General features: G+C 59.0%; 25 protein-coding genes and 1 tRNA gene. 16 read left to right on the plus strand and 10 right to left on the minus strand.

Features of this window, described 5'->3' with window-relative positions; all coding sequences use genetic code 11:
- Positions 1 to 5 precede the first annotated feature (5 nt).
- Entirely contained in the window at positions 6 to 1,004 is a 999-nt protein-coding gene (locus J7380_RS06825; RefSeq protein ID WP_209195049.1) for an endonuclease/exonuclease/phosphatase family protein, read from the plus strand.
- Between the two features lie 37 nt (positions 1,005 to 1,041).
- Positions 1,042 to 1,413, plus strand: coding sequence for a hypothetical protein (locus J7380_RS06830; RefSeq protein ID WP_209195050.1), 372 nt, complete (start codon positions 1,042 to 1,044; stop codon positions 1,411 to 1,413).
- Between the two features lie 3 nt (positions 1,414 to 1,416).
- On the opposite strand, the gene J7380_RS06835 is transcribed toward J7380_RS06830, so the two are convergent.
- The 5 genes from J7380_RS06835 to J7380_RS06855 all read right to left on the minus strand — a co-directional run bounded on the left by J7380_RS06835 (position 1,417) and on the right by J7380_RS06855 (position 7,204).
- Positions 1,417 to 2,961: a Ppx/GppA family phosphatase gene (locus tag J7380_RS06835; protein WP_209195051.1), complete on the minus strand. Its 1,545-nt coding sequence runs from the start codon at positions 2,959 to 2,961 to the stop codon at positions 1,417 to 1,419.
- A gap of 49 nt (positions 2,962 to 3,010) precedes the next feature.
- Complete coding sequence (locus tag J7380_RS06840) at positions 3,011 to 3,700, minus strand: DnaA/Hda family protein (RefSeq protein ID WP_209195052.1); 690 nt, start codon at positions 3,698 to 3,700, stop codon at positions 3,011 to 3,013.
- Positions 3,701 to 4,774, minus strand: coding sequence for an AI-2E family transporter (locus J7380_RS06845; protein WP_209195053.1), 1,074 nt, complete (start codon positions 4,772 to 4,774; stop codon positions 3,701 to 3,703).
- Between the two features lie 91 nt (positions 4,775 to 4,865).
- A complete protein-coding gene (locus tag J7380_RS06850; protein WP_209195054.1) occupies positions 4,866 to 5,840 on the minus strand; it encodes a 2OG-Fe(II) oxygenase family protein in 975 nt (324 codons plus the stop codon).
- Positions 5,840 to 7,204: an FAD-dependent oxidoreductase gene (locus J7380_RS06855; protein ID WP_209195055.1), complete on the minus strand. Its 1,365-nt coding sequence runs from the start codon at positions 7,202 to 7,204 to the stop codon at positions 5,840 to 5,842. The genes J7380_RS06850 and J7380_RS06855 overlap by 1 nt, the downstream gene beginning before the upstream one ends.
- Before the next feature lie 167 nt (positions 7,205 to 7,371).
- Here J7380_RS06855 and proS point away from each other — a divergent pair, with 167 nt between their 5' ends.
- Together proS and J7380_RS06865 are read left to right on the plus strand one after the other, a co-directional pair.
- Entirely contained in the window at positions 7,372 to 8,712 is a 1,341-nt protein-coding gene (gene proS / locus J7380_RS06860) for a proline--tRNA ligase (protein ID WP_209195056.1), read from the plus strand.
- On the plus strand, positions 8,696 to 9,586 hold the full coding sequence (locus J7380_RS06865; RefSeq protein ID WP_209195057.1) for a glycosyltransferase family 2 protein: 891 nt from the start codon (positions 8,696 to 8,698) through the stop codon (positions 9,584 to 9,586). Before proS ends, J7380_RS06865 begins: the two co-directional genes overlap by 17 nt.
- Here J7380_RS06865 and J7380_RS06870 read toward each other — a convergent pair.
- Complete coding sequence (locus J7380_RS06870; RefSeq protein ID WP_209195058.1) at positions 9,583 to 9,939, minus strand: hypothetical protein; 357 nt, start codon at positions 9,937 to 9,939, stop codon at positions 9,583 to 9,585. The two genes, J7380_RS06865 and J7380_RS06870, sit on opposite strands and share 4 nt — an antisense overlap.
- Positions 9,940 to 10,263: 324 nt before the next feature.
- Here J7380_RS06870 and J7380_RS06875 point away from each other — a divergent pair, with 324 nt between their 5' ends.
- From J7380_RS06875 to J7380_RS06885, 3 genes are all read left to right on the plus strand, one after another.
- The gene (locus J7380_RS06875) at positions 10,264 to 11,253 is read left to right on the plus strand and encodes a DUF6492 family protein (RefSeq protein WP_348539082.1); all 990 of its coding nucleotides are present in this window, start codon (positions 10,264 to 10,266) and stop codon (positions 11,251 to 11,253) included.
- Between the two features lie 65 nt (positions 11,254 to 11,318).
- Complete coding sequence (locus J7380_RS06880; RefSeq protein ID WP_170352505.1) at positions 11,319 to 12,614, plus strand: lipoprotein-releasing ABC transporter permease subunit; 1,296 nt, start codon at positions 11,319 to 11,321, stop codon at positions 12,612 to 12,614.
- A complete protein-coding gene (locus tag J7380_RS06885) occupies positions 12,607 to 13,293 on the plus strand; it encodes an ABC transporter ATP-binding protein (protein WP_209195060.1) in 687 nt (228 codons plus the stop codon). Before J7380_RS06880 ends, J7380_RS06885 begins: the two co-directional genes overlap by 8 nt.
- On the opposite strand, the gene J7380_RS06890 is transcribed toward J7380_RS06885, so the two are convergent.
- On the minus strand, positions 13,277 to 13,714 hold the full coding sequence (locus J7380_RS06890; RefSeq protein ID WP_170352507.1) for a DMT family transporter: 438 nt from the start codon (positions 13,712 to 13,714) through the stop codon (positions 13,277 to 13,279). The two genes, J7380_RS06885 and J7380_RS06890, sit on opposite strands and share 17 nt — an antisense overlap.
- 92 nt (positions 13,715 to 13,806) lie before the next feature.
- Here J7380_RS06890 and J7380_RS06895 point away from each other — a divergent pair, with 92 nt between their 5' ends.
- Entirely contained in the window at positions 13,807 to 14,208 is a 402-nt protein-coding gene (locus tag J7380_RS06895) for a cytochrome c (RefSeq protein WP_209195061.1), read from the plus strand.
- Between the two features lie 2 nt (positions 14,209 to 14,210).
- Here J7380_RS06895 and J7380_RS06900 read toward each other — a convergent pair whose 3' ends face one another.
- Together J7380_RS06900 and J7380_RS06905 are read right to left on the minus strand one after the other, a co-directional pair.
- Positions 14,211 to 14,897, minus strand: coding sequence for a hypothetical protein (locus J7380_RS06900; protein ID WP_170352509.1), 687 nt, complete (start codon positions 14,895 to 14,897; stop codon positions 14,211 to 14,213).
- 41 nt (positions 14,898 to 14,938) lie between these two features.
- Positions 14,939 to 15,601, minus strand: coding sequence for a DNA-3-methyladenine glycosylase I (locus J7380_RS06905; protein WP_209195062.1), 663 nt, complete (start codon positions 15,599 to 15,601; stop codon positions 14,939 to 14,941).
- Between the two features lie 390 nt (positions 15,602 to 15,991).
- Here J7380_RS06905 and J7380_RS06910 point away from each other — a divergent pair, with 390 nt between their 5' ends.
- The 5 genes from J7380_RS06910 to J7380_RS06930 all read left to right on the plus strand — a co-directional run bounded on the left by J7380_RS06910 (position 15,992) and on the right by J7380_RS06930 (position 21,420).
- The gene (locus J7380_RS06910) at positions 15,992 to 16,942 is read left to right on the plus strand and encodes an ABC transporter substrate-binding protein (RefSeq protein WP_209195063.1); all 951 of its coding nucleotides are present in this window, start codon (positions 15,992 to 15,994) and stop codon (positions 16,940 to 16,942) included.
- Positions 16,943 to 16,952: 10 nt separating this feature from the next.
- Entirely contained in the window at positions 16,953 to 18,002 is a 1,050-nt protein-coding gene (locus J7380_RS06915; RefSeq protein WP_209195064.1) for a betaine/proline/choline family ABC transporter ATP-binding protein, read from the plus strand.
- Positions 17,999 to 20,059 carry an ABC transporter permease subunit gene (locus J7380_RS06920; RefSeq protein ID WP_209195065.1) on the plus strand — a complete coding sequence of 687 codons (2,061 nt, stop codon included), beginning with the start codon at positions 17,999 to 18,001 and terminating at the stop codon, positions 20,057 to 20,059. The genes J7380_RS06915 and J7380_RS06920 overlap by 4 nt, the downstream gene beginning before the upstream one ends.
- Positions 20,060 to 20,161: 102 nt before the next feature.
- Positions 20,162 to 20,827 carry an NnrU family protein gene (locus J7380_RS06925; protein ID WP_209195066.1) on the plus strand — a complete coding sequence of 222 codons (666 nt, stop codon included), beginning with the start codon at positions 20,162 to 20,164 and terminating at the stop codon, positions 20,825 to 20,827.
- A gap of 71 nt (positions 20,828 to 20,898) precedes the next feature.
- Positions 20,899 to 21,420, plus strand: coding sequence for a DUF2478 domain-containing protein (locus J7380_RS06930; RefSeq protein ID WP_209195067.1), 522 nt, complete (start codon positions 20,899 to 20,901; stop codon positions 21,418 to 21,420).
- A gap of 161 nt (positions 21,421 to 21,581) precedes the next feature.
- Here the strand turns inward: J7380_RS06930 and J7380_RS06935 are convergent.
- Positions 21,582 to 21,665, minus strand: a tRNA-Tyr gene (locus tag J7380_RS06935).
- Between the two features lie 116 nt (positions 21,666 to 21,781).
- Between J7380_RS06935 and rlmB the strand changes: the two genes are divergently transcribed.
- The 3 genes from rlmB (at position 21,782) to J7380_RS06950 (ending at position 23,394) form a co-directional block, all read left to right on the plus strand.
- Positions 21,782 to 22,555, plus strand: a complete 774-nt coding sequence (gene rlmB / locus J7380_RS06940; RefSeq protein ID WP_209195068.1) for a 23S rRNA (guanosine(2251)-2'-O)-methyltransferase RlmB — start codon at positions 21,782 to 21,784, stop codon at positions 22,553 to 22,555.
- On the plus strand, positions 22,536 to 22,838 hold the full coding sequence (locus J7380_RS06945; RefSeq protein WP_170753526.1) for a hypothetical protein: 303 nt from the start codon (positions 22,536 to 22,538) through the stop codon (positions 22,836 to 22,838). The genes rlmB and J7380_RS06945 overlap by 20 nt, the downstream gene beginning before the upstream one ends.
- A gap of 106 nt (positions 22,839 to 22,944) precedes the next feature.
- Entirely contained in the window at positions 22,945 to 23,394 is a 450-nt protein-coding gene (locus tag J7380_RS06950; RefSeq protein ID WP_247742427.1) for a YHS domain-containing (seleno)protein, read from the plus strand.
- Positions 23,395 to 23,564: the final 170 nt, after the last annotated feature.

Raw genomic sequence — 23,564 nt, forward strand, 5'->3', positions numbered from 1 at the left:
CCGCAATGCGGTTGGCGACCTACAATATCGAGTGGTTCGCCAATCTTTTTGATCGTCAGGACAAGCTGATTGTCGACGACAGTTGGTCCGGCAGGCACAACATCACCAAGGCGGAACAGGTTGAGGCGATTGCCAAAGTTTTGACGGCGCTAGATGCGGACGCGATACTCATTGTCGAAGCGCCTAACACCGGTAAGACCCAGAACACCGTGCGCGCGTTGCAGCGCTTTGCCGAAGCATTTGATCTGCGCACCAGTCACGCGGTAATGGGTTTTGCCAACGACACACATCAGGAACTGTCGCTGATGTATGACCCGATGGCCATGACCGTAAATCACGACCCGAAAGGGACGGGTGACAAGAGCGCCCCACGGTTTGACGGCGTGTTTCATATTGACCTCGACATCGACGCGACCGAAGACCGCGTTCGGTTTTCAAAGCCTCCGATGGAGCTTTTGGTGCGGACACCGGCGGGCGGGCGCTTTCGTCTGATCGGCGCGCATCTGAAGTCAAAAGCCCCTCATGGAGCCGAAAACCGGGATGAGGCTATACGAATCTCGATCGCCAATCGACGCAAGCAATTGGCTCAGGCGGTGTGGCTGTCGCGACGGGTAGGGGCTCATTTAGACGCGGCAGAACCCGTGATCCTGATGGGCGATCTGAACGATGGACCGGGGCTGGATGAGTTTGAAAACCTGTTCGGCCGATCCTCGGTCGAGATTTTGTTGCAAGCGGGCCTGTTCGACCCTCACGCGGTCGAGGCCTATGCGGATCAACCGGGTAGTTTGTTTTCGACGGCGCGCTTTGCACGCCCGACCGAAGGTGAGTATCTTGAGGCTCTGCTGGACTACATCATGATCAGCGAGGAATTGCGGGCGTGCAGTCCGCAATGGCGCATCTGGCATCCTTTTCATGACCCGGCCTGCCTGGCTGTGACGGACTTGCATCAAGCGCTTTTGACCGCATCCGATCATTTCCCCGTCACACTGGATATTGATCTGTGACCTTACATGACCGGCCTGATGGCTCTATATTGCCAGTATGAGACATTTCATCACGATCTGCGCGATTTCCGCAGCCTTGACCCAACCGGCCCACGCTGAAGATGACAGCGGCCCGTCGCTGATGGAGCAGGGCGCCGAACTGTTCTTGGAAGGTCTGCGAAAGGAAATGGAACCAGCGTTCGATGAATTGCTGGGGCTGGCTGATCAGTTTGGACCAGCGATGCAGTCCTTCATGGCCGAGATGGGGCCAGCGCTTGCGGATCTGGCCGCCGAGATCGAGGACTGGAGCACCTATGAGGTCCCGGAAATCCTGCCCAATGGTGATATCATTATCCGCAAAAAGCCCGAAACACCCGAAATCGAACCGGTACAGCCGCAGGACGCGCCGGAAGGTGAGATTGATATCTAAGGCTTAGCCTTTGATCACAACGCGGGTTTCCGACCTCAGTGCAGACGCCAGTGAATTCAGGCGCGCTTGGGCCACTTCGCTGAAGAGCGAGGCAGCGGTTTCAGGCAAAAACAATTCAAGCTGTCGCTTTTTGGGATAAAAGCGCAACTTACCCATAGTGGCGTCGTTCTGCATCCAAAGCATCGCGCCGAACCGCATGGCTTTGCCCAGAATCTCGGCCTGTTTCTGGCCGCTTTCATCCAACAGCTCATAAAGCGGCGCAAACCGGTTATCTTCGCGCTTGTTGCGGTACCGGTGCTGCAGGGCAAGCCCGATGAAGACCCGCTCGGAGTGTTTTAGGCCCCCCAAATTGGCGCGTGTGACATAGTCAAAGCAGGTCTCGGCCCGGTAGTCGGGATGCGCGCGCCAACTTACATCATGCAGCAGGCAAGCCGCCTTGATCAGACGCACCCGTGCCTCGGGGGCGGATTTGAACAAGGGCATCACGAAGTCAAACAAGTGTTTGCTGAACCCGGGCAAGCGGGCATCTTTCGCCTCATAAAACCGACTGGCTTCGATCAACGGATCGCGGTCGCGCAGGATTTGCGGCATTTGTTCATATAGCAAGCCTTCACGGATGCCATAGCTTGAGATCGCGATATCCTTAGGTTTGAACGTCCGCACCAACCGGGCCAGTACATCCATCGCAAAGGGCATCAACGCCATACGAGAGCCAGACACACCAGCAAGGCTTCGCAGCTTGTCCGGGTCGCCCTTTTCAATGAATTTTATAGTCTCGTGAACCTGCTTGGTGGTCATGCGGTATTCGTGCAGCACGTTCAGCGGATAGCCCCGGCGCAACATGTCCAACCGTGCAAAAGCACGCCAACTGCCACCGACCAGAAACAGCCGGTCACGCTGCGGCCCCATTTGATCGCGCAGCTCTTCCATCGTGGCTTTGATATGTGCTTTGCGTGCCCGTCGCCCACCTTTGATATCGCGCAGCTTGAGCGGACCAAGGGCCGAGGTCACGCGGCGGCCTACATCGCCGCCTCCGATCTCGGCCAGTTCCATCGAAGACCCGCCGATGTCGCAGATCAAGCCATAGGCTCCGGGCCAGCCCAACAGGACGCCTTGCGCAGACAGGCGCGCCTCTTCACCGCCGTCGATAACCGAGACGGTCAGGCCAGTTTCGGCAAACACCTCATTGCAGAAGGCAGGCCCATCTGTGGCTTCGCGCACCGCAGCCGTCGCGACAACATGCAGGCCCGGCAGCCCCAAATCCTGGGCCAGTTGCGCAAACCGTCGCAGGGCAGCCAATGCGCGTTCCCGTCCGCGTGGGTTCAGACGCCCGGTCTCGGACAGGCCTGCGCCCAGTTCGCACATAACTTTTTCGTTGTAGAAATAGGCTGGCGACCGTGCTGCACCGTCAAAGATAACCATTCGGACCGAGTTCGATCCAACGTCGACCACTCCGACACGCGATAAGGCGCGGGCCTCGGGGTTGTCGAATAGCGGTTTTCCGAAAGGCCCCCAGTCGGGGATGTCTGTGTCGACGGTCTGATCCATGTCTCTTCCAGATATTCCGTGCTTAGAATGCGAAATCGTCGGGTTTGGGTCAATCGTCAGATGCGACATCACCCACGTCCGAGTTCAGGACACGCACAGCCAGCGAGCGGGTGATGTCACGTTTTTCAGCCAAAGCCACCAAATCCAACTGGGCGACAACATTTGCGGCTGTCTCGAACCGACGATCCATGTGTTTCACAAGGTAGGATATCACCTCGGGGCCTGGGTTTAGCTGTCGGTCCAGAAACAGTTTAGCCAGAACCGCCCCCAAAAGAGCGTCGTCTGGCGGGTCCAGTGCTACGTGGTGTGCCCCCTCGATCCGGCTTTGAAGATCAGGCAGCGGAAGTTCCCAGAACTTCGGAGCCATGCGCCCTGTCATCAAAAGAGCGTTGCCTTCCGCCAGCGTCAAGTTGTGCAAATGGAACAACGTCTTTTGGAGGTCGGGATCACCGGCGATCATCGGCACGTCTTCCACAGCAATCGGCGTGCTGGCCAGTGCGGGTACATCGTCATAGCGCAGATCACGGGCCTGAATAATCCGGCCTCCGGTTTCAGCTGCCCAGACATGGGCCAGGTGAGTCTTTCCCGCGCCCGCCGGGCCGCTGAGCACCAGCTTGTTGCCGGGCCACGAGGTCGCAGAAATCATCGCCACCGCCAGCGCATTGGCAGGCGAGACAAAGAAATCCTCGCGGCCCAAGGCGGTTTTGGCCGGCAGGTCAAAGCTCAGTTGGCGGGGCATTTATTCGTCGTCCTGTTGAAGCCCTTCAAGGCCCGTATACAAGCGGCTGTCCAGATAAAGCGAAGTCATGAACCGGGCCACGACACCCAGTGCCGCCGCGACCGGAACCGCCACCAGCATCCCGACAAATCCGAACATGGCGCCAAATACCGATAATGCAAGCAAAAGCCAGACCGGGTGCAAACCTACCGAGCTGCCGACCAGTTTGGGGGTCAGGAAATTGCCCTCGGTCACTTGTCCCAGCGCGAAGATCCCGGCGACCAGCCCGATCTGCGCCCAGTCGCCCCAGAACTGAAACAGGGCCAGGCCGATTGCCAGCGATCCGCCGATCAGTGCGCCCAGATAGGGGATGAAGGTCACGAGCCCGGCGATAAAGCCCACGATCAGGCCAAACTGCAGGCCCACCGCCATCAGCGCCACGGCATAATAGGTGCCAAGGATCAGGCAGACCGTCCCCATACCGCGCACGAACGAGGCCAAAACGGCGTCAATCTCGTTGGCCAGGCGCTTTATGGTGGGGGCGTGGTCGCGGGGCAACAGCTCTCCGACACGGGCGATCATACGGTCCCAGTCCAACAGCAGATAGACAGCGACAACGGGGACGATCACCAGCAGCACCACCACATTGATCGCGGATCCCAGCGACGCCGCCACCGATTGCAGCACATCCCCGGTTTTGGATTGCAGCGTCTCGCCCAGCGAGACAAGGAATTGATGCGAGCTGGATTCGCGGTCCAGCAGCGAGGGAAATTGTTGCTCGACAAACCCGCGCAGCTGTTTGATCAGGCTGGGCATGAACTCGACAAGGTCGATCAGCTGCGTGACCAGCGCGGGCACGACCATCAGGATCATCAGGACAAAGCCCAGAACTCCGACAACGGTTATAATCGCGGTTGCCGCCATGCGTGACAGCCCCAGATTTTCCAGCCGGTCAGCAACCGGGTCAAGAAAATAGGCAATCGCACCGCCAATTACGAAAGGCAAAAGCACATCGCCCAGCGCCCACATCAGGAACACGAAGACAACAGCGGCAATGCCCCAGTATCTGAGTTGGTCCTTCACTGGCAGCGCCATGCCCGTCCCCTTGTTGCCGGTTCTTGCATATGTTCTTGGCGTATGCGGCGCGGCGATGCAAGCGGTTCATGGGGCTGTGGATTTCTGCCCCTCAATCGGCAAGCGTACCCAGTTCCGGAGTCGCGTCATCGGCATGTTCATCTGGCCAGTTGGTGCGCCATATCTCGGCCGACCAATGGCCGCAATGGACCGAAGGGCGTTCGAACCCGTCCAAAGGTTCCAGCAGCGGATGCACAACAACATCATGACGTGGTACAGCGAAATATGGGAAGGAATAGCGTTCTTGCCCTGATCGGTTGACAACCCGGTGTGGGGTGGATTTCAGGCGTCCACCGGACCAAAGCTCTAGCATGTCACCAATATTCACGACAAACCCGCCCGGCGGGCAGTCCGGCGTGATCCAGCCGCCTTCGCGGGTCTGAACCTCCAGCCCGCCGACGGGGTCGGGGGCGATGATGGTCAGGGCATCGGTATCCTTGTGCGGGTGGATACCATATCCACCCTCATCCGGTGCTTGCGGAGGATAGTGGAGCAGGGTCATGTTGGTCATCGGATCAACAAAGGCATCGCTCAGGGCGCGCGTGGGCAGGGACAGGCCGACCTCAAGCGCGCCCAGCAACTGATCTGCCACCGTGTCCAGTTGCGACCAATAGCCCAGTATCGTGTCGCGCGCGCTGTCCACGCCCTTTGGCCAGAGGTTCGGGCCATACAGCGCGCAGTCCTGCCGGATCGGTGCATCGAGGGCCACGTCATAGTGCAGCTTGTAGCCTTCGTATTTGTCGGCCTTGCCTGATCCGTCATTGGGCGTGAAGAACCCCATTGGGATATATCCACGATAGTTCTCGCGCGTGATCGCCTGATCCCATTTAGCGCTTTCTTCGACCGCAAAGATATCGCGCACGCAGGCGCGCACGGCGTCTACTTTATCGGGGGAAATGCCCGTGCCGGTGATCGATAGAAAACCGATCCCAGTGCAGGCGTCCATGATCTGCTGAACGGTGCGAGCGTAGCTCGGGTGCGCGGGGTCACGCAGAGGCGCGATGTCGATGGTCGGGATATGCTGCATCAGTGAATCCGCACACCCTGACGGTCGAGCTCCTTGTGAACGGGGGCGAGGTTCATCCTGTCTACGTCCTGATTGCTTTTCAACGATAGCGCGGCGGCGATGCCTGCGCCTTGGCCCATGACCGCACAGCAGGCCATGTTGCGCGTGGCCGCATGGGCCACTTTGTCGGCTCCGTGGGAGCGGCCCGCGACCAGCAACCCCTTGATTCCCTTGGGGAGCATGGAACGATAGGGTACCTGCATATACCGCCCCGTGGTGGGCAGGATCAGGATGCCATAGCCGTCGATGAATTCGGGGTAGATGCCGATTGTATCCTCGAATCGACCCTGATGGCGGGCGTCATCCTCGGTCATGTTGTAGACCGCGTCGATCTTGCGGGTATCGCGGATGCCGATGGTCATGCCGAAGTTCCGCAGCCGCGCGTTTTCGCATCCGGGCATGAAGCGGCGCAGCGCCTCAATGGCCAGCATCGACTGACGGCGGCCCTCGATCTCACCCAGCGTCAAGCTGTCGGGATCGGTGCCGTCAATCTCGGCCAGATGGATGAGGTTCATATAGGTCAGCTCACCCGTGTCATGCATCGCGCCCCAGGTGCCCGCGATGGTGTTCAGGTGCGGCGGGATCATCCCTGCATCAATCGCCTGTTGGAAAGGCTTGTGAACGAAGGGCGAGAACATTTCGTCCTCTTTCCCGGAGGTTTCGATATTCCACTCACCGCCGCCGCCCCAGTCCTTGTAGGTTTGCGGATCGGCCTTGACACCCTCCATAAAGGCGCGCTTGTCGACACCGGCCAGATGGAACATGACCGAGGCCGCCATCATATCCTCGCGCGCGGTCTTGTGGGTGGGGGCACCGGCGCGGTGGGCCACGTCGGCATCGCCGGTGGCGTCGATCACGACCTTGGCCAAGATCGCCTCGCGCCCGGCTTTGGATTCGGTGATGATGCCGGTGATCCGGTCGCCTTCCATGATCGGGGACACGAACTGACGGTGTAGCATCGGATGCACGCCCGCCTCTTCGACCAGTTTGTCGGCGACCAGCTTGAACCCCTCGCTGTCCAGCTCATAACTCAGCGACTGGCTTTCCGGCACCGCCGCGCCCATGTCCTTGGCGCGGGTTTCGAACTCCATGCCGATCCCACCGGCCTCGACGGTCTGTTCATGGCGATACCATGCGAACCCTTCGACCCCCACGGCGGTGATGTTGCCGCCCATGCAGCCGAACCGGTCGACCAGCGACACCTCGGCCCCGGCGCGCGCGGCGGCCAAAGCGGCGGCCAGCCCGGCGGGGCCAGAGCCCACGACCAGAACATCCGTCTGGTGAACAACAGGAATTTGACGGGCGGGTTCCGAGATTGTCTGCATCGGGGCCTCATGTTTTTACAGTCCTGTTACACTTGAGGTTCCTGACTGGCGGGTCAATAAAAAATGCGACTGACCCAAGGTCGCAAAAACGCCATTGCGTGATTGCCCCCGGCGAGGCTTTGGCATAATCACCTTGCAGCGAAATTCTCACCTTTGAAGGTCCTCCCATGCGCCTGAGCCGTTACTTTCTGCCCGTTCTCAAGGAAAACCCCTCCGAGGCTCAGATCGTCAGCCACCGGCTGATGCTGCGCGCGGGGATGATCAAGCAGGCGTCGGCCGGGATTTATTCGTGGCTGCCGATGGGCTTCAAAGTGCTGCGCAAGCTGGAAAACATCGTGCATGAAGAACAGGCCAAAGCGGGTCACATCGCGATCCAGATGCCGATCCTGCAATCGGCGGACCTGTGGCGCGAATCCGGGCGCTATGATGACTACGGTCAGGAAATGCTGCGGATGCAGGACCGTCACGGGCGCGACATGCTGTATACGCCGACGGCTGAGGAGTTGGTAACGGATATCTTCCGCGGCCACGTCAACAGCTACAAAGACCTGCCGCTGACGCTGTATCAAATCCAGTGGAAGTTCCGCGATGAAATCCGCCCGCGTTTCGGCGTGATGCGGGGGCGTGAGTTCTACATGAAGGACGGCTACAATTTCGACCTGACCAAGGAAGACGCGCTGCACGCTTACAACCGTCATCTGGTCAGCTACCTGCGCACCTATGAGCGTATGGGCCTGCAAGCCATCCCGATGCGCGCCGATTCCGGCCCCATCGGTGGTGATGACACGCATGAATTCCTTGTGTTGGCCGATACGGGTGAATCCGAGGTCTTCTATGACAGCGCCGTCACCGATCTGAGTTTTGGCGACCGTCAGATCGACTATGACGACCGCGCGCAATGTCAGGCCATTCTGGAAGAGTTCACCTCGAAATACGCGCGCACCGACGAAACCCATGACGAGGCGCTGTTCAACCAAGTGCCAGAGGAGCGCCGCCGCGTGGCGCGCGGGATCGAAGTGGGGCAGATCTTCTATTTCGGTACCAAGTATTCCGAGGCGATGGGCGCGACCGTCCAAGGGCCCGATGGCAAGCCGACCCCCGTTCACATGGGCAGCCACGGCATCGGCGTCAGCCGCCTGATCGGCGCCATCATAGAAGCCAGCCATGACGATAAGGGCATCATCTGGCCCGAAGGCGTAACCCCGTTCCATTGCGGCATCGTCAACCTGAAGCAGGGCGATGAAGAGGCAGATGCGGCCTGTGACAAGCTCTACGGTGCGCTGACTGCGCTGGGGCTGGAGCCGCTCTATGATGACCGCAACGAGCGGGCAGGTGGCAAATTCGCCACCATGGACCTGATCGGCCTGCCATGGCGCATCACCGTTGGTCCGCGCGGGTTGAAAAACGGTGTGGTTGAACTGACCTGCCGCCGCACTGGCGAGAGCGAGGAACTCAGCCCCGAGGCCGCCGTCACTAAGATCGCCGAGATCTATGAGCAAATCGGCTGACACCGACGCGCCGCTGATCTCGGTTGTCACGGCGACGCATAACCTGCTGTCTCAAGGGCGGCAGGATAGCTTTCGCGAGGTAATCGCGTGCATGGCCCGCCAGAACTGCTTGAGGGCCGAGCATATTATTCAGGACGGTGCCTCAACGGATGGCACCGTTTCGTTTCTTCAGGACGTCACTGCCAATGCAGAACGGACTCGCGTGATCAGCGAACCGGACCGCAACCTCTACGACGCGATGAACAAGGGGGCGGGGGCCGCGCGTGGTCAATACCTTTTGTTCCTGAACTCGGACGACTCGCTCGCTTTGGATGACATCCTGAACACTGCCGCTGACCGTTTGACCGCGACCCGGCCCGACTTCCTGTACGGGTCTACATTGCGCCGGTTCGAGGATGGGACAGAGAGTCGCGAAAAACGCATGTCTCTGACTGCGATCCTTCAGCGTATGCCGTTCTGTCACAACTCGGTCCTGATCCGAAGCGACGTGTTCAAGGCGCTGGGCGGCCATGATCCGCAATTTCGCGTGGCGGCTGATTATGACCTGATGCTGCGCATGATATCTGCCGGGTATCAGGGCGAACGTATGGACGAGCCGATTTCGATGTTCTGGGGGCGCGGTGCAAGCAGTGATACGGATCTGACGGCCCGGGACTATGCGCGCGTTTGGATGAAGTACTACGATAAGCTGAAGGCCGCAGATGGTTTGACCGAAGATGACTTCTGCCGGTTCTACCATCGCGGACACATGCCCGCGAAACTGGTCCTTGGGCTGATGCTGCAACCTGGCTCTTGCACCGGTATCAAAGCGGCAGCGCGCCACAGCTTGTGGAAGTGCACGCGGCGCTCAGTCCAGTTTTGGCGCAGCTTTTAGGCGTTACCCACAGAGGGGCGCGAAGCCAAAAGATCACCCGTTTCGCTGTCGCGAGCCACAACGATGGGACGCCCCATGCGCTGCACCAGGTCGCGGAACTCCAGCCCTAGGAACCTCAGCCCACACACCCGCTTTGCCGTTGCTATGTCGGTTAGGCACAGGCGTCCTTGCCGGAAGGCAAGCTGGTAGCCTTTGTCTTTCAGGATGTCTGTCAGGCCATTCCAACTGGCCGCACTGGCAAACAAAGGACGTATCGCGGCCCTCAGCAATGCCGCTGTTTCGCAATCCAGTTCTGTCGATGCCTGCCGGGCCGAAATCGCGCCCGCTTTTTCTTTGTTTAGTCGAATACTCATGAGCGACCCCCGCTCTAAAAATTGTATTCCCCCAAAGTCAGGGTGACAAAGTTTCGAAAAATAATCAAAAAGCGAAATATTATTCCAACGAAAATGTTGCATTTTAAGTTCAGTCAATCACGCGAACCCTGCATTGACTACATAGCTGAAACAGTCGCCGCTGGTCTGTGAACGGTATCACAACCTTTGGTTTTGAGAGGTTCGACTAAATCATCCTTACCTCGAATAGCGGTTTGCCGGAACCGGCGACTGATTCGTGGTGTGGTTCGCTTGGACAGGTCGGCAAATGCTGCTAGATGGGCGGAAAATCGCAAAAAGGTCCGGGTGGTGCTGAGTTTCGCAACGGTTGTATATTCCAGGGACTTTCCTTTGCTGGAACTTCAGGCCCTTTCCTTCGCCCGGTTTGTTGATCCGGCGCAGGTTGGGTCGATCCATGTGATCATGAACGACGTTGATGAAGGTACGTTGCGGCAGCAGATCGAGCCGATTCTCCCTGCCTACGGAGCACTGCAAGACAAGGTGCGCGTCCTCAGTGGGGACGATGTTCTACTGGGGGCCGGTCATTGTGCGCGACGCCCGGCGCTGGATCGTGTGCTGATCGAGAACCGCTTTCGCATTCCGCTGATCCGCAAGGGCGGATGGCGTGGCAACAATGGCTACCGCAATCAACAGATTCTGAAACTGGGCGCGGCGCGGGTCGCGGTGTCCGAGAACATGGTCATTCTGGACACCAAGAACCTGTTTCTGCGCCAGTTTGATGAGGCTGAGTTTTTTACGCCCGATGGCGCGGCGCGCATCCCGTTCATTGACATTGAAAGTGATTTCCATCGCAACTGGCTGCTGGAAAGTTTGGATGCCTTAGGTGCGCCACGGCCTGATCCGGGGCAGATCAAGACGACAACCTTTGCAACGCCGTACCCGGTGCGGAGGTCGCTTGTCCTGTCGCTGCTGGATGAAATCAACGCGCGCTACGGCTCGGTTCAGGCCTTGTTCGCGTCGCGCAGGCGGCCATCTGAGTTCATGCTGATGAACGCGTTTTGCCTGAAATCCCACGACGGTTACGCCCCATGGTTCGAAGAAGCGGAGTCTACAGCCATCGGGCTCTGGCCCACCTATTCGACCGAGGTGCTGACGCAGTTGCTGGAACGGCTGGATGACCCGCGCACATTGACGCTTGGGTTGCACAACCGGGCCATCGCGAACCTGCCACAGGATCTGCGCGACCGTGTTTTTCAAGAGCTTGACGCACGCGGCATTTGCGACCGGAACCGGGCTGAGGCCGTATTGCAGCAAACCGCTGCTTTGTCGGGATAACGCGCGGCTTGACCATTCGGCCAAATGCCGAAAGGGTCACGTCCAACAAAAACACCGGAGCAGGCATGGCCAAGACACCCCCGCCCTTTGCACCTTTTGAATGGAAAATCGCCTGGCGATACCTACGCGCGCGCCGCGCCGAGGGGGGCGTCAGCGTGATGACCTGGATCTCGCTGATCGGGATCACCTTGGCCGTGTTCGCTCTGATCGCAACGTTGGCTGTTCGATCGGGGTTCCGTGCCGAGTTTGTCGGCACCATTCTGGGGGCCAACGCGCATGTGACGGTTTATTCGGCTGGGAATTTTGATGCGCAGGGGCGCGTAGATCGGACCATTGAAAACTACGATCAGGTGGCTGACAGGATCGGGCAGGTGCCGGGCGTTCAACGGGCGGCCCCTTTGGTCAAGGGGCAAGTGCTGATCACCAACCGCGACCGCAGCAGCGGTGTCGAAGTTTTTGGGATACAGCCGGACGACCTGCTGGATTTGCCGGGCATCGCTGAAAGCGATCAGGCGGTGGGCGATCTGTCAGAATTCCAGAACGAGGAATTCGTTATTGCGATCGGTTCGGGCGTGGCGCGCAGTATCGGCGCGACAGTAGGGGATACGGTCAAGCTGACCTCGCCTAACGGGGTAAAGACGGCTTTTGGCACCTCGCCGCGCGTCAGCGCCTATCGGGTGGTTTATGTGTTTTCGGCCGGGCGCTATGACATCGACCGCACCCGCGTCTACATGCCGTTCGAACAGGCGCAGACCTTCTTTAACCGAGAAGGCGTGGCCGATGAGATCGAGGTTATGGTGGATGAGCCTGAAAATCTGACACCCATTCTGATCCCCATCCTGGAAGCAGCAGGCGAACGCAGTCAGATATGGACATGGCAGGACGCCTCGGGCGGGTTCCTGCGCGCGCTTGAGGTCGAAGACAATGTGATGTTCATCATCCTGTCGATCCTCGTACTGATTGCGGCGATGAACATCGTCTCGGGGCTGATCATGTTGGTCAAGAACAAGGGGCGCGATATCGGCATTCTGCGCACCATTGGCCTCAGCGAGGGGTCTGTCCTGCGCGTGTTCTTCATTTGCGGGTCATTTACAGGCATTATCGGCACCACGATGGGGGTTGTGCTGGGGTGCCTGTTTGCGATCTATATCGACCCGATCTTCAGCTTTGTGAATTTTGTCATGGGCGGCGGGGTCTGGGACCCGTCGATCCGAGGCATCTATGCGCTGCCCGCTGAATTGCACCTGTCCGATGTGCTCAAAGCCGTGGGGCTGTCGCTGGGCCTGTCCTTCTTTGTCACTTATTTCCCGGCCCGCCGCGCGGCGCGGCTGAACCCGGTCGAGGCGCTGCGCTATGAGTGATGTGACATTGCGGCTGAACGGCCTGACCAAAACTTACTTGAAGGGCACACCGGGCGAGGTGCAGGTGCTGCGCGGCGTTGATCTGGACCTGCGCGCGGGCGAGGCGGTTGCACTGGTTGCGCCCTCGGGGGCGGGCAAGTCTACGCTGCTGCATATTGCCGGGCTGCTGGACACGCCCGACGGCGGCACGGTCGAGATCGCGGGGCAGAGCATCGCAGGCAAAGGCGACCGTACCCGCACGGCGCTAAGGCGGCAGGATGTGGGCTTTGTCTATCAGTTCCACCACCTGCTGCCCGAGTTCACGGCGCTGGAGAACATCACCCTGCCGCAACTGGCCAATGGTGTCTCCGAGAAAGCCGCACAGGACAGGGCGATGGCGCTGCTGGACCGTGTGGGTGTTGCAGCGCGCGCGGATCACCGCCCGGCGGCTCTGTCTGGCGGCGAGCAACAGCGGGTCGCTTTTTGCCGCGCGCTGGCCAACGCGCCGCGCGTATTGTTGGCGGATGAACCGACGGGCAATCTGGACCCCGAGACCTCGGATCAGGTGTTCGATGCGCTGATGGCATTGGTGCGGGACGAGGGGCTGTCGGCCCTGATCGCCACGCATAATATGGATCTGGCCGCGCGGATGGATCGCAAGCTGCGGTTGGACGGGGGCGTTCTTAAGCCAGTTGAGTGATCGCCACCCCGGCGGCCATCACAGCAATACCGCCCGCGCGTATCCATGTCAGCGGCGTGACCTGCGCACCGAACAGGCCGAAATGGTCTATGGCAGCGGCGCTGATCAACTGCCCGATCAACACGAAGAACACCGCGTTGCCCACACCGAAATGCGGGGCGACGTGGGTGATAGACAGAACGTAGAAGGCGATAAGCACACCCGCAAGCAGCAGGTGTCTTGGTGCCCCGGCGATTTTCGATAAGGCTCCGAACCCCGGAAATAGCACCATGACGACCGCCGAAGATGCAAAGGCGATGGCAAACAGAACCACTGCGGCGGTCGTGGGGGAACCGATCATCTTGCCCAAAGCCGCGTTCAATGCGGCGAGGATGGGAACTCCGATTCCGGCGGCCAGCATGATGGCTGCGTATTGTGTCATGGCCCGTGTCCTATGGTTTCGTTGATCTGGATCATTGCGCCAAGCTGCCCAACGAGCAAGTCTGCAAATGTCAGTCGTGACAGGAGGATGCGATGATCAGACGGATACTCGGGCTTGTTTCGATAGGGTTAGCAATGGGGTCTCACGCCATAGCGCAGGATGTGCAAGAGGGTGCGAAACTGTACCAGCACTATTGCGCGACGTGCCACGGCATTGATGCTACCGGGCAGGGTCCTATGGCCGGGGTGCTGGTGATCCAGCCGACAGATTTGACCACTTTGGCCAGCGCGGATGGCACATTCCCGGTCGCACGTGTTGTCGCGCGGATTGACGGGCGCGATCCCCTAGTCAGTCACGGCAGCCCAATGCCGGTCTACGGGCCATATTTCGATGGTCAGGATACTTCGATGAAAACACCTCAAGGGCAGCCAATTCTGACAAGCCAGCCAATTGTGGACTTAGTGGCGTACCTTCAAACGTTGCAAGCGAAATAGCCTTAACGGCAAATTCCCTCGACCTCAGCATCGGCCCAGGGGATTACCACGTCCCGTTCGCGGCGTTCGCCGGGTAGCGCTGCTAGGTCAAAGTGCTGTCCCAGCATTTCATGCAGCCGTTGAGTGCGCGGTGCAGTTGGATCCAGTGCACGGCAGCAGATGTATTCCTCGACAATGGCGCCCTGCTGCTCGAACCCGTAGGACAGGAAATCGGGCGAGGTCGTCAGATCAAATTGGTAAGGATCCGTATTTCCCCCATGCTCGGCCGCTGCACGCAATGGGTGATAGCCCGTGGTTTCCCGGTTCTGCCACTGCCACACGTGGGTCAATTCATGGGCCAGTAACATGGCGGCGATCAGGTCCATCTGTTCCGGAAACTCGGACATATAATCCTCGAGGTACCAGTCTTTCGTGAAGTAGACTTTGTTAAACAACGCGACGGCAGCAGGTTTCGCAGTGACCACGCCTTCCTTGGTTGGCGGCAGGATACGCTCGCGGCAAGCCAGACGCGGACGGTCTTTGCGATAAAAGGTGATCGGCACGACCGGGGCGCCTTCGACCAAACGTACGTTCTTTAGGTCCAGCGTGTTGCCCTGAACAGCGCTTGCAAAGGCGACCTCGTTTTCCGTAAGGGGACGGCCGCACGAGTAAAGAAACAACAAAGACGTCATCAAAATGAGGCGCAACATGTTCCGACCTTAATCCCTGACCTTCAACCTGCAACCTGTTTTCAAACGCTCATAGCCAGAACGCGGCTGATTTCCGTGAGCGAACGCCCGGATTGATCCATCCACGTATTAAAAGCAGCCTGCACGGCTTTCATGGCTTTCTTCGAGGTCGGCGCTTTGTCTACGACGCCTTCGGCAATCAGCCGTGCTGTAACATCCTGCGAGAGAATGAAACTGTCACGGCCTGCAAAGCGCATTGCGATCTGCGCCGAGGTTCCCCCCAAGCGCGCACCACGTTTGCGCAGCATCTCAAGCAGACCGACAAAGTCGGTCGAAGGCCAGCCACCCAACACCCGGCCTGCACCACCTTCTTCACGCAGTTCCAGCAGAAAGGCTGCGTTGTCACGCACGGCGGCGATCTTGGTGCCGTTGCGCACGATTCGGGTATCTTGCAAGAGGGAGTCGAACTTTTCGTCGTCCATGAAGGCGCATCGGCCCACGTCAAAACCGTCGAACGCAGCCTCGAACCCGTCCCATTTGGATTCGATCACTTTCCAGCTGAAACCGGCCTGAAATATGCATTTGGTCATCACCGATAGCCAGCGGTCTTCTGGCAGATCCGCAAGTTCTTCTGGGGATTTGGGTGTCTCGAGCTGCGAATTCAGGGCGTCGGCGCCGCCATGTCGGTCGGCGGCCATCCGAAAGATATCGTCAAAATGGTGCATAGCGGTGTCCTTTCTGATCAGCGTTGCTTGTCAGGCCCGGGGTTTCAAGGCCCCGAATGCAGGGCAAGGCCTACGCGTTTCGGGGAAAAAATTGGGAAATTGGAAAGAAACACTCGACAAATCAGGTGATTCTGGTTTGTGATTGACTGGTCAATCAATGTCCGCACCCAGCGAAATGTGAAAACACGTGGGGGCGGGCTTTCGGTGCATGCCGGCGGGCGGGGGACATTTAGGTCGGTCAAGCGTATGATTTCCGCGCTGGACCCAACTGTTTGCTTTCCCTTTCCGGCTTGAATTGTGCATGTTGCGGCATGGTAATGTCGTGAGACAGCCCCCGAGGTGCGTGTTTGTGCCGGGGTGGGCGAAGCAAAAAAGACAGGGAGAATGTCGATGAAAAAACTCAGTGTAAGCCTTTTGGCGATGACCGTTGCGGGCTCGGCTTTTGCGGCCGATATGGGCGCCGTGGATGAACCGATCAAACTGGCGATCAACGAGTGGACTGGTCAGCATGTGACCACCCATGTGGCCGGTGAGATGCTGAAAGCCGCAGGGTACAACGTGGAATATGTCACGGCTGGCATGATGAACCAGTTCCAGGCACTGGCCGATGGCGATATCGATGCGACGCTTGAAATCTGGTCGTCGAACGTTTCCGACGAATATGCCAAGAAGGTAGACGAAGGCACCGTTGTGGAAATCGGCGATCTGGGCCTGAACGCCAAGGAAGGCATCGCCTATCCTGCCCACGTGGCCGAACTGTGCCCGGGACTGCCCGCATGGGAAGCTCTGAAAGACTGCGCGCAGGTTTTCGCAACTGCTGAAACGCTGCCCGGTGGTCGTTTGGTCGATTACCCGGCGGATTGGGGCACCCCTGGCGCGGACCGTATGACCGGTCTGGAACTGCCGTTCAAAGCTGTGCCCGCTGGTTCGGAAGGTGCGTTGATCGCTGAGCTGCGCGCCTCGACCGAGCGTAAATCACCGCTGCTGATTACCTTCTGGCAACCGCATTGGGCGATGTCGGCCTATGACGTGCAATTTGTTGACCTGCCTGTTGGTGAAGAGGCCTGTTTCAACGATCCCGCATGGGGTCCGAACCCCAACGCGGTGAATGATTGTGACTTCTCACCCTCGCGCATCTTCAAGGCAAGCTGGAGCGGCATGGAAGACAAATGGCCCGCAGCTTATGAAATCCTGACCAACTATCAGCTGGCGGTCGAAGATCAGCAGCCGATGATGGGCGCGATCGACGTCGATGGCGGCAAGGTCGAGGAAGTCGTCGCTGCGTGGATGGCTGAGAACGAAGGTAAGTGGCGTCCGGTCGTTGACGCGGCAACACAGTGAGCCAGCCTAAGTGACGCAAGCTAAAACGCCAGCCATTGCCTGCCAGAATCTCTGGCAGGTCTTTGGCCCCGGTGCAGACAAGGCCCTGACCGACGCGCTGTCTCGGTCAGGGAGTGACCCGGACAAAGCCGCCTCCGATCTGCGCGAACGCGGGTTCATTCCTGCCGTGCAGGACGCCAATTTCGAGGTCAAAGAGGGCGAGCTTTTCGTCATCATGGGCCTGTCGGGCTCGGGCAAGTCGACGCTGATCCGCTGCATCTCGCAACTGCTGCCCGGTACGGGCGGTGAAATCCGCGTGGATGGCGAGAACGTCATTGGAGCCTCGAAGAAGGTACTGACGGACCTGCGCCGTAAGAAGCTGGGCATGGTGTTCCAGCATTTCGGTCTTTTCCCCCATATGACCGTCGCCGAAAACGTGGCTTATCCGCTGCGTGTTCAAGGCGTTGGTAAAAAGGAACGCCTGGCCCGCGCGCAAGAGGTAATCTCATTGGTCGGCCTTGAGGGGCGCGAAGACAGCTTCCCTCGGCAGCTTTCGGGCGGCCAGCGGCAGCGCGTGGGAATCGCCCGCAGTCTTGCCGTGAACCCCGACATCTGGTTTTTGGATGAGCCGTTCTCGGCCCTCGATCCCCTGATCCGTCGTCAGCTGCAGGATGAATTCCTGCGCATTCAGGCGACGTTGAAGAAATCCATCGTCTTTATTACTCACGACATCCAAGAGGCGCTGAAACTGGCCGACCGCATCGCCATCATGCGCGATGGCAAGATCGTTCAGATCGGCACGCCCACCGATATCGTGCTGCGCCCGGTCGATGACTATGTCCGCGAATTCTCGAAAGACGTCGCCAAGGGCCAACACGCCAAGGTCGCCTCGGTCATGCGCGACGAGTCCGAGCGTGGCCCGGACGATCCTGGTCTGACAACCGGTATGACATTGGACGCAGCCTTGGCACACTGCATGGAGCTGTACGAACCCGTGCCCGTGCGGGATGAGGCGGGCAATATCGTCGGTACGGTTCACCCGTCCGATCTGGCTGCGGCGCTTCAGGTGGATGAGACATGACGGCGATCACGGACATCCCTGCGCAGGCACGCCTGACGGTCGGGGCCAAGGCGGCGCTGATCACCGTTATCGTCGGCGCGCTGTGTCTGGCGCTTGAGGGCATTGCCCCGTGGCTGGTCAAATGGCCCGCCGCATGGGAGTTGCCGGCGACGCAGTGGGTCGGAGCCTTCCTCGACTGGTTCCTGAACGGTATCAAACCGGCGATGCGGTTGTTTTCCGATCTGATGACCTACCCGATGGATGCGGCCAATTTCGTTCTGGCAAATACGCCATGGCCGATCCTGATCGGGCTTGTCACCGCGCTGGGCTGGTATCTGGGCGGGCTGCCAATGGCCGCGCTGGGGTTCATTGGCCTCAGCTTTGTGCTGGCCTCGGGTTATTGGGCTGAAAGCATGAACACTCTGGCGCTGGTGGCCGTTTCGGTCCCAGTGGCGCTGGTTGTGGGTGGAGGAATCGGCATTCTGGCCAATGAGATCCCCCGCGTGAAAAACTTTGTTCAGGCCGTGCTGGACGTCATGCAGACCGTGCCGACATTCGCTTATCTGACGCCTTTGCTTCTGCTCTTTGGCTTTGGTCCCGTGGTGGGTCTGATCGCCTCGGCCATCTACGCGGCACCGCCCATGGCACGCAATGTGATGCTGGGACTGGAGCGGGTCGAGCCCGAGATCAAAGAGGCCGCCATCATGTCCGGCGGTACGCGGTTCCAGCAACTGTTTCAGGTGGAAATCCCAGCGGCCGCGACCCAGATCATGGTTGGTGTGAACCAATGCCTGATGGCGGCTTTGTCGATGGTAATCATCGCAGCCGTGATCGGAGGGTTCAACGATATCGGCTGGGAAGTTCTGCTGACTATGCGCAAAGCGCAGTTTGGCGAATCCCTGATGGCCGGTCTCGTGATCGTGGTCTTTGCCGTCGTCATCGACCGGATGAGCGGAACGCTGGCCACCGAACGCAAACGCTATGACCAGCGCGTTGTCTGGGCGGTTCTGGGCTCTACCGTGCTGTTCACTGCGGCCTTCTGGTTGTGGCTGCCGAACCCGTCCGAGCTGACCCTGCTGGATCCGATGGCAGAGGCGATTGACAGCGGCCTGACCGCCTTTACGCAGGCCAACGGCCCGTGGCTGGATGCGCTCAAGAACAACTCGCTGTTCTACGTGCTGCTGCCATTGCGGATTGGCCTCGACCAAGCGGTTTTGCCGTTCACATGGGGCTTTCAGTGGACGCCCGGGATGAGCTTCGGTCTCTTTGCCGTGGCCGCTGTGATCGCGGCGCTGATGGCATGGCGCGGGCATCTGACCGGAGGGCTGGTTGTGCTGATCCTGATCGGCATGTTGGAAACTGGCATTGCGAATCTTCCATGGCCCTTTGTCCTGACGGGGGCTGCTGCGCTCAGCTATGTCGCGGGCGGTTGGCGACTGGCGGCGCTGTCCGTGGGGCTGCTGTGCACCATCCTTGTCTCGGGCCTGTGGGAGCGCGCCTTGCTGTCGCTTTACCTCAGCGGTGCGGCTGTGTTTTCCTGTGCCGTAGTCGGCGGGCTGATCGGTCTGGCCAGCGCGGTTTGGGCACCCGTCTGGAAAATCGTCCGCCCGATCTGTGACATGTTGCAGACGATCCCGCTGTTCGTGTTCCTGATCCCGGTGCTGATGGTGTTCCAGATTGGCGAGTTCTCGGCGTTTCTGGCAATCTGCGCCTATGCGATCGTGCCGATGATCCGGTACACCCGCCATGGTCTGGTAAACACACCCGAGGAAATGATGGAGGCCGCAATCTCTAGCGGCGCGACCGAGTGGCAGATCATGCGCGACGTGCGCGCGCCCTATGCCGCGCCGACTATCCTGCTGGGGCTCAACCAGACGATCCTCTATGCCTTTGCGATGCTGGTGATCGCGGCGCTGATCGGCACCACCGGTCTGGGCCAGTCGATCTATCTGGCGCTGGGGCAGGCGGATGTGGGACTTGGCATTTCGGCCGGGGCGGCGATGGCCATTCTGGCGCTGATCGCCGACCGTATGGTGCAGGGCTTTGCCGAGGAACGCCGCAAGGCACTGGGCCTGTAACTCAGGGCAGGGGCGGCGCGACCGCCCCGCCTGATTTGATTTCGAACAAAGACGTTCCCAACCCACAGGGCTAAACCGGGTGCAACACGTTCGGAGACTCTGATGACTGGTTGGGTCCTATTCCTTGCAGCGCTGATCACATTCATGCTGACGCACGCTATTCCGGCGCGTCCCGCCTTGCGTGGGCAGTTGATCACAGCGTTGGGGCGCAAGGGATATTTCGCAGCTTATTCGGCTTTGTCATTGCTGGTTCTGGGCTGGCTGATTGTCGCGGCAAGTCGTGCGCCCTATGTCGAGGTCATCCCACCTTGGCCTGTTTTCCGCTGGGTGCCATTGTTGGTCATGCCCATCGCCTTGTGGCTGGCCACCGCCGGCGTGACGATACAGAATCCGTTCTCATTCGGTGGATTGGGTCAACGCCGGTTCGATCCGGAAAAGCCGGGCATTCTGCGCGCCACTCGACATCCGGTGCTGGCGGCGCTGATGCTGTGGGCCATCGCGCATCTGCTGGCCAATGGCAGCCTTTCTCACGTGATCCTATTTGGCCTGTTTGCCGGGTTCGCGGCGATGGGAATGGCCCTGATTGACCAGCGCAAATCCCGCGAGATGGGCATCGAATGGATTCGCCTGTCCCGTAACACCGCGCGCTTTTCCCTGCGCGCCCCGCATCCCTGGCCACCCCTTTGGGTCTGGCTGGTTTCACTTGCCGCATATGCGGTTCTGCTTCACCTGCACGCAGCTGTGATCGGGCTTTCTCCTTTACCTTAGGGTAAAGGAGTGGCCGGAGCGTATCTTGCGTGCTATCTGGAATGTCACAGTTTTACGACGAGGGTCTCTGAATGTACCTGGGCTATGTAACCACCACCGACCGTGGCGCGACCGATCTTTTGCTGGCCGCAGCTGCTGAACAACTGTTGAAATCTGGCGCTCGGCTTGCAGGCGTTGTGCAAACCAACACTGAATGCGTTGACAGCACCAAATGCGATATGGACGTGCGCGTTCTGCCCGAAGGTGACACCATCCGCATCTCGCAGTCGCTGGGCACCCAATCCCGAGGATGCCGTTTGGATCCCGCCGCGCTGGAACAGGCTGTGGGGTATGTGACCGCGTCGCTTGCCGACAAGCCGCAATTGTTGATCGTCAACAAGTTCGGCAAACATGAGGCTGACGGGCGCGGGTTTCGTCCTTTGATTGCCGAAGCTTTGGCGCAGGATATCCCCGTTCTAGTTGGCGTTAACGGTCTGAACATGGAAAAGTTCCAAGAGTTCACGGGCGGCGCAGCAGAAGAAATTACGCCGAAACGAGATGCCATTCTGGAATGGTTTGACCGTATCACAGCGCAACGAGCAGCCGCTGCTTAACGCGGGTTCTTTCAGTGTAAAAAACAACGCCCTTGGTATGCCAGGGGCGTTTTTTTAATATGAAAACTCGCGACGTCACCCAGAGATTCAATTTCGCGAACGAAGTTGATGCGCGCTGCACATTACGCAACCTGTTGCGCTTTTTTACCATCTGAGGAAGATGGTGGGCGACCCTGGAATCGAACCAGGCGTGCGTCTCCGCGAGGGAGTTACAGTCCCCTGCCACACCTTGCGGCCTGTCGCCCACTGTCAGGCGTTGCACCTGACGTGGAGGCGTGATTACTAGCGCCTTAAACGAGCGTCAACAGGAAAATACTGCTTTGGCGCAGGAAACCGAATTCCCGGCCAGGAGGCCCAAGAAATGAAGAAACCCAAGTGGGTCGTTGAAAAGGAACAGGCGCGCAAGGCGGCCGCTTCTGAAACTGTATGGTTGTTCGGCCTGCACGCTGTGCGCGATGCCTTGATGAACCCCAAACGGCAGAAATTGCGCCTAATCGTGACCCGGAATGCCCGCGACAAGCTGAACGAAGCCATTGAATTTGCAGGGATCGAGGCTGAAATGGTTGACCCGCGCAAGTTCACGGCTCCGATTGACCCCGGCTCGGTGCATCAGGGGGCCGCGCTTGAGGTCAAGCCGCTGGATTGGGGCGGGCTGGCCGAAAACTGTATCGGGCGTGAACATCCGCGTGTCATTTTGCTGGACCGTGTGACCGACCCGCATAACGTCGGGGCGATTCTCCGCTCGGCCGAGGTTCTGGGGGCCAGTGCGGTGATCGGCACGCGACATCATTCGGCCCCGGAAACCGGCGCTTTGGCCAAAACGGCCAGCGGCGCGCTGGAGCGGCAACCTTACCTGCGCATGCGCAACTTGGCCGATACCATTGTCGAACTACAGAATATGGGTTTTCTGGTTCTGGGCCTGGATGGAGAGGCCGAGCAGACGATAGAGGCGACGCTGGATGGCAAGTTCGACCAACCGGTCGCCTTGGTGCTTGGGGCCGAGGGGCCGGGGTTAAGGCAGAAAACCAAGGAAACCGTTGACCACTTGGTGAAAATTGACGCGGCAGGCGGCTTTGGATCGCTGAATGTCTCAAATGCGGCCGCAATTGCCCTATATGCTTCAAGGCATAGATAGACAGGAGAGCGCCATTTCCACCCCTTCGAAAATTGTCACCTGCTGCTATTGCGGCACCCGAGCTGCGCTGGTGCTGAAAGGTAAGCAGCGCCACGAGCTAAGCTGTTCAAGTTGCGGCGCACCGTTGCACGACCTCAAAATGGTGCCCAAGCGCAAGCTGTCCGACGTAAAGCCGGACCGCCGAATCGAAAAACAGCGAAAGACCAAAAAGAAGAAGAAAAAGAGCGTCTTTTCACGCGTGTTCGACGAAGCATGGGATGTGATCGAGGATATTTTCGACTAGGGCGTTTATTCACCCACGCGCGATCACATCCGCGTTAAGAGGGGTTTCAGATGCATTAATCAATTGCATCTTGATACCTTGACTTCCTAATGAAGACCTCATGAAGATGAACCGACGTTTCCTATTGGGCGCGATAACCGCCTCTATGCTTGCTCCTGCTGCGTTCGCGCAGCACTTACCCGTGTTTTACAAGACGGATGGCGCAGCTATGGCTGGGTATGATGCGGTTTCGTATTTCAACGGCGATGCCCCTGTTCGCGGCCGCCCAGAGTATTCTGTGGTGTGGAAAGGGGCCGAGTGGCACTTTGCGACACCTGAAAACCGTGATGCGTTCGAAATGAACCCGCGTGCGTATGCGCCCCAGTTCGGAGGGTACTGCGCTTATGCGATGGCTCAGGGGGAATTGGTCAGTACAGACCCGAACCTGTGGCAGGTAATCGATGGACGCCTTTACCTGACGCACTCGCCAGCGATCGAGCGTATGTGGGAACAGGATACAACCGGATTTATTCGAATGGCCGAGGCAAACTGGCCTGTTATCCTCTACGAAAACTAGGCGAGTTTCCGCTTTTCGTGATCTGTCATCACAAAAATGCGCGCCCCCTCTTTTTTTTAGCCTGGACATGCTTAAATGTCACAGTGACCGCGGAACGGAACTGCCGCGGGTCATTTCACTGTCCCTCGTTCCAACACCTTGCGCCCGGGTTATTACCTGGGCGCTTTTTT

It is taken from the genome of Ruegeria sp. R8_1, from assembly GCF_017743815.1.
Taxonomy (GTDB): domain Bacteria; phylum Pseudomonadota; class Alphaproteobacteria; order Rhodobacterales; family Rhodobacteraceae; genus Ruegeria; species Ruegeria lacuscaerulensis_A.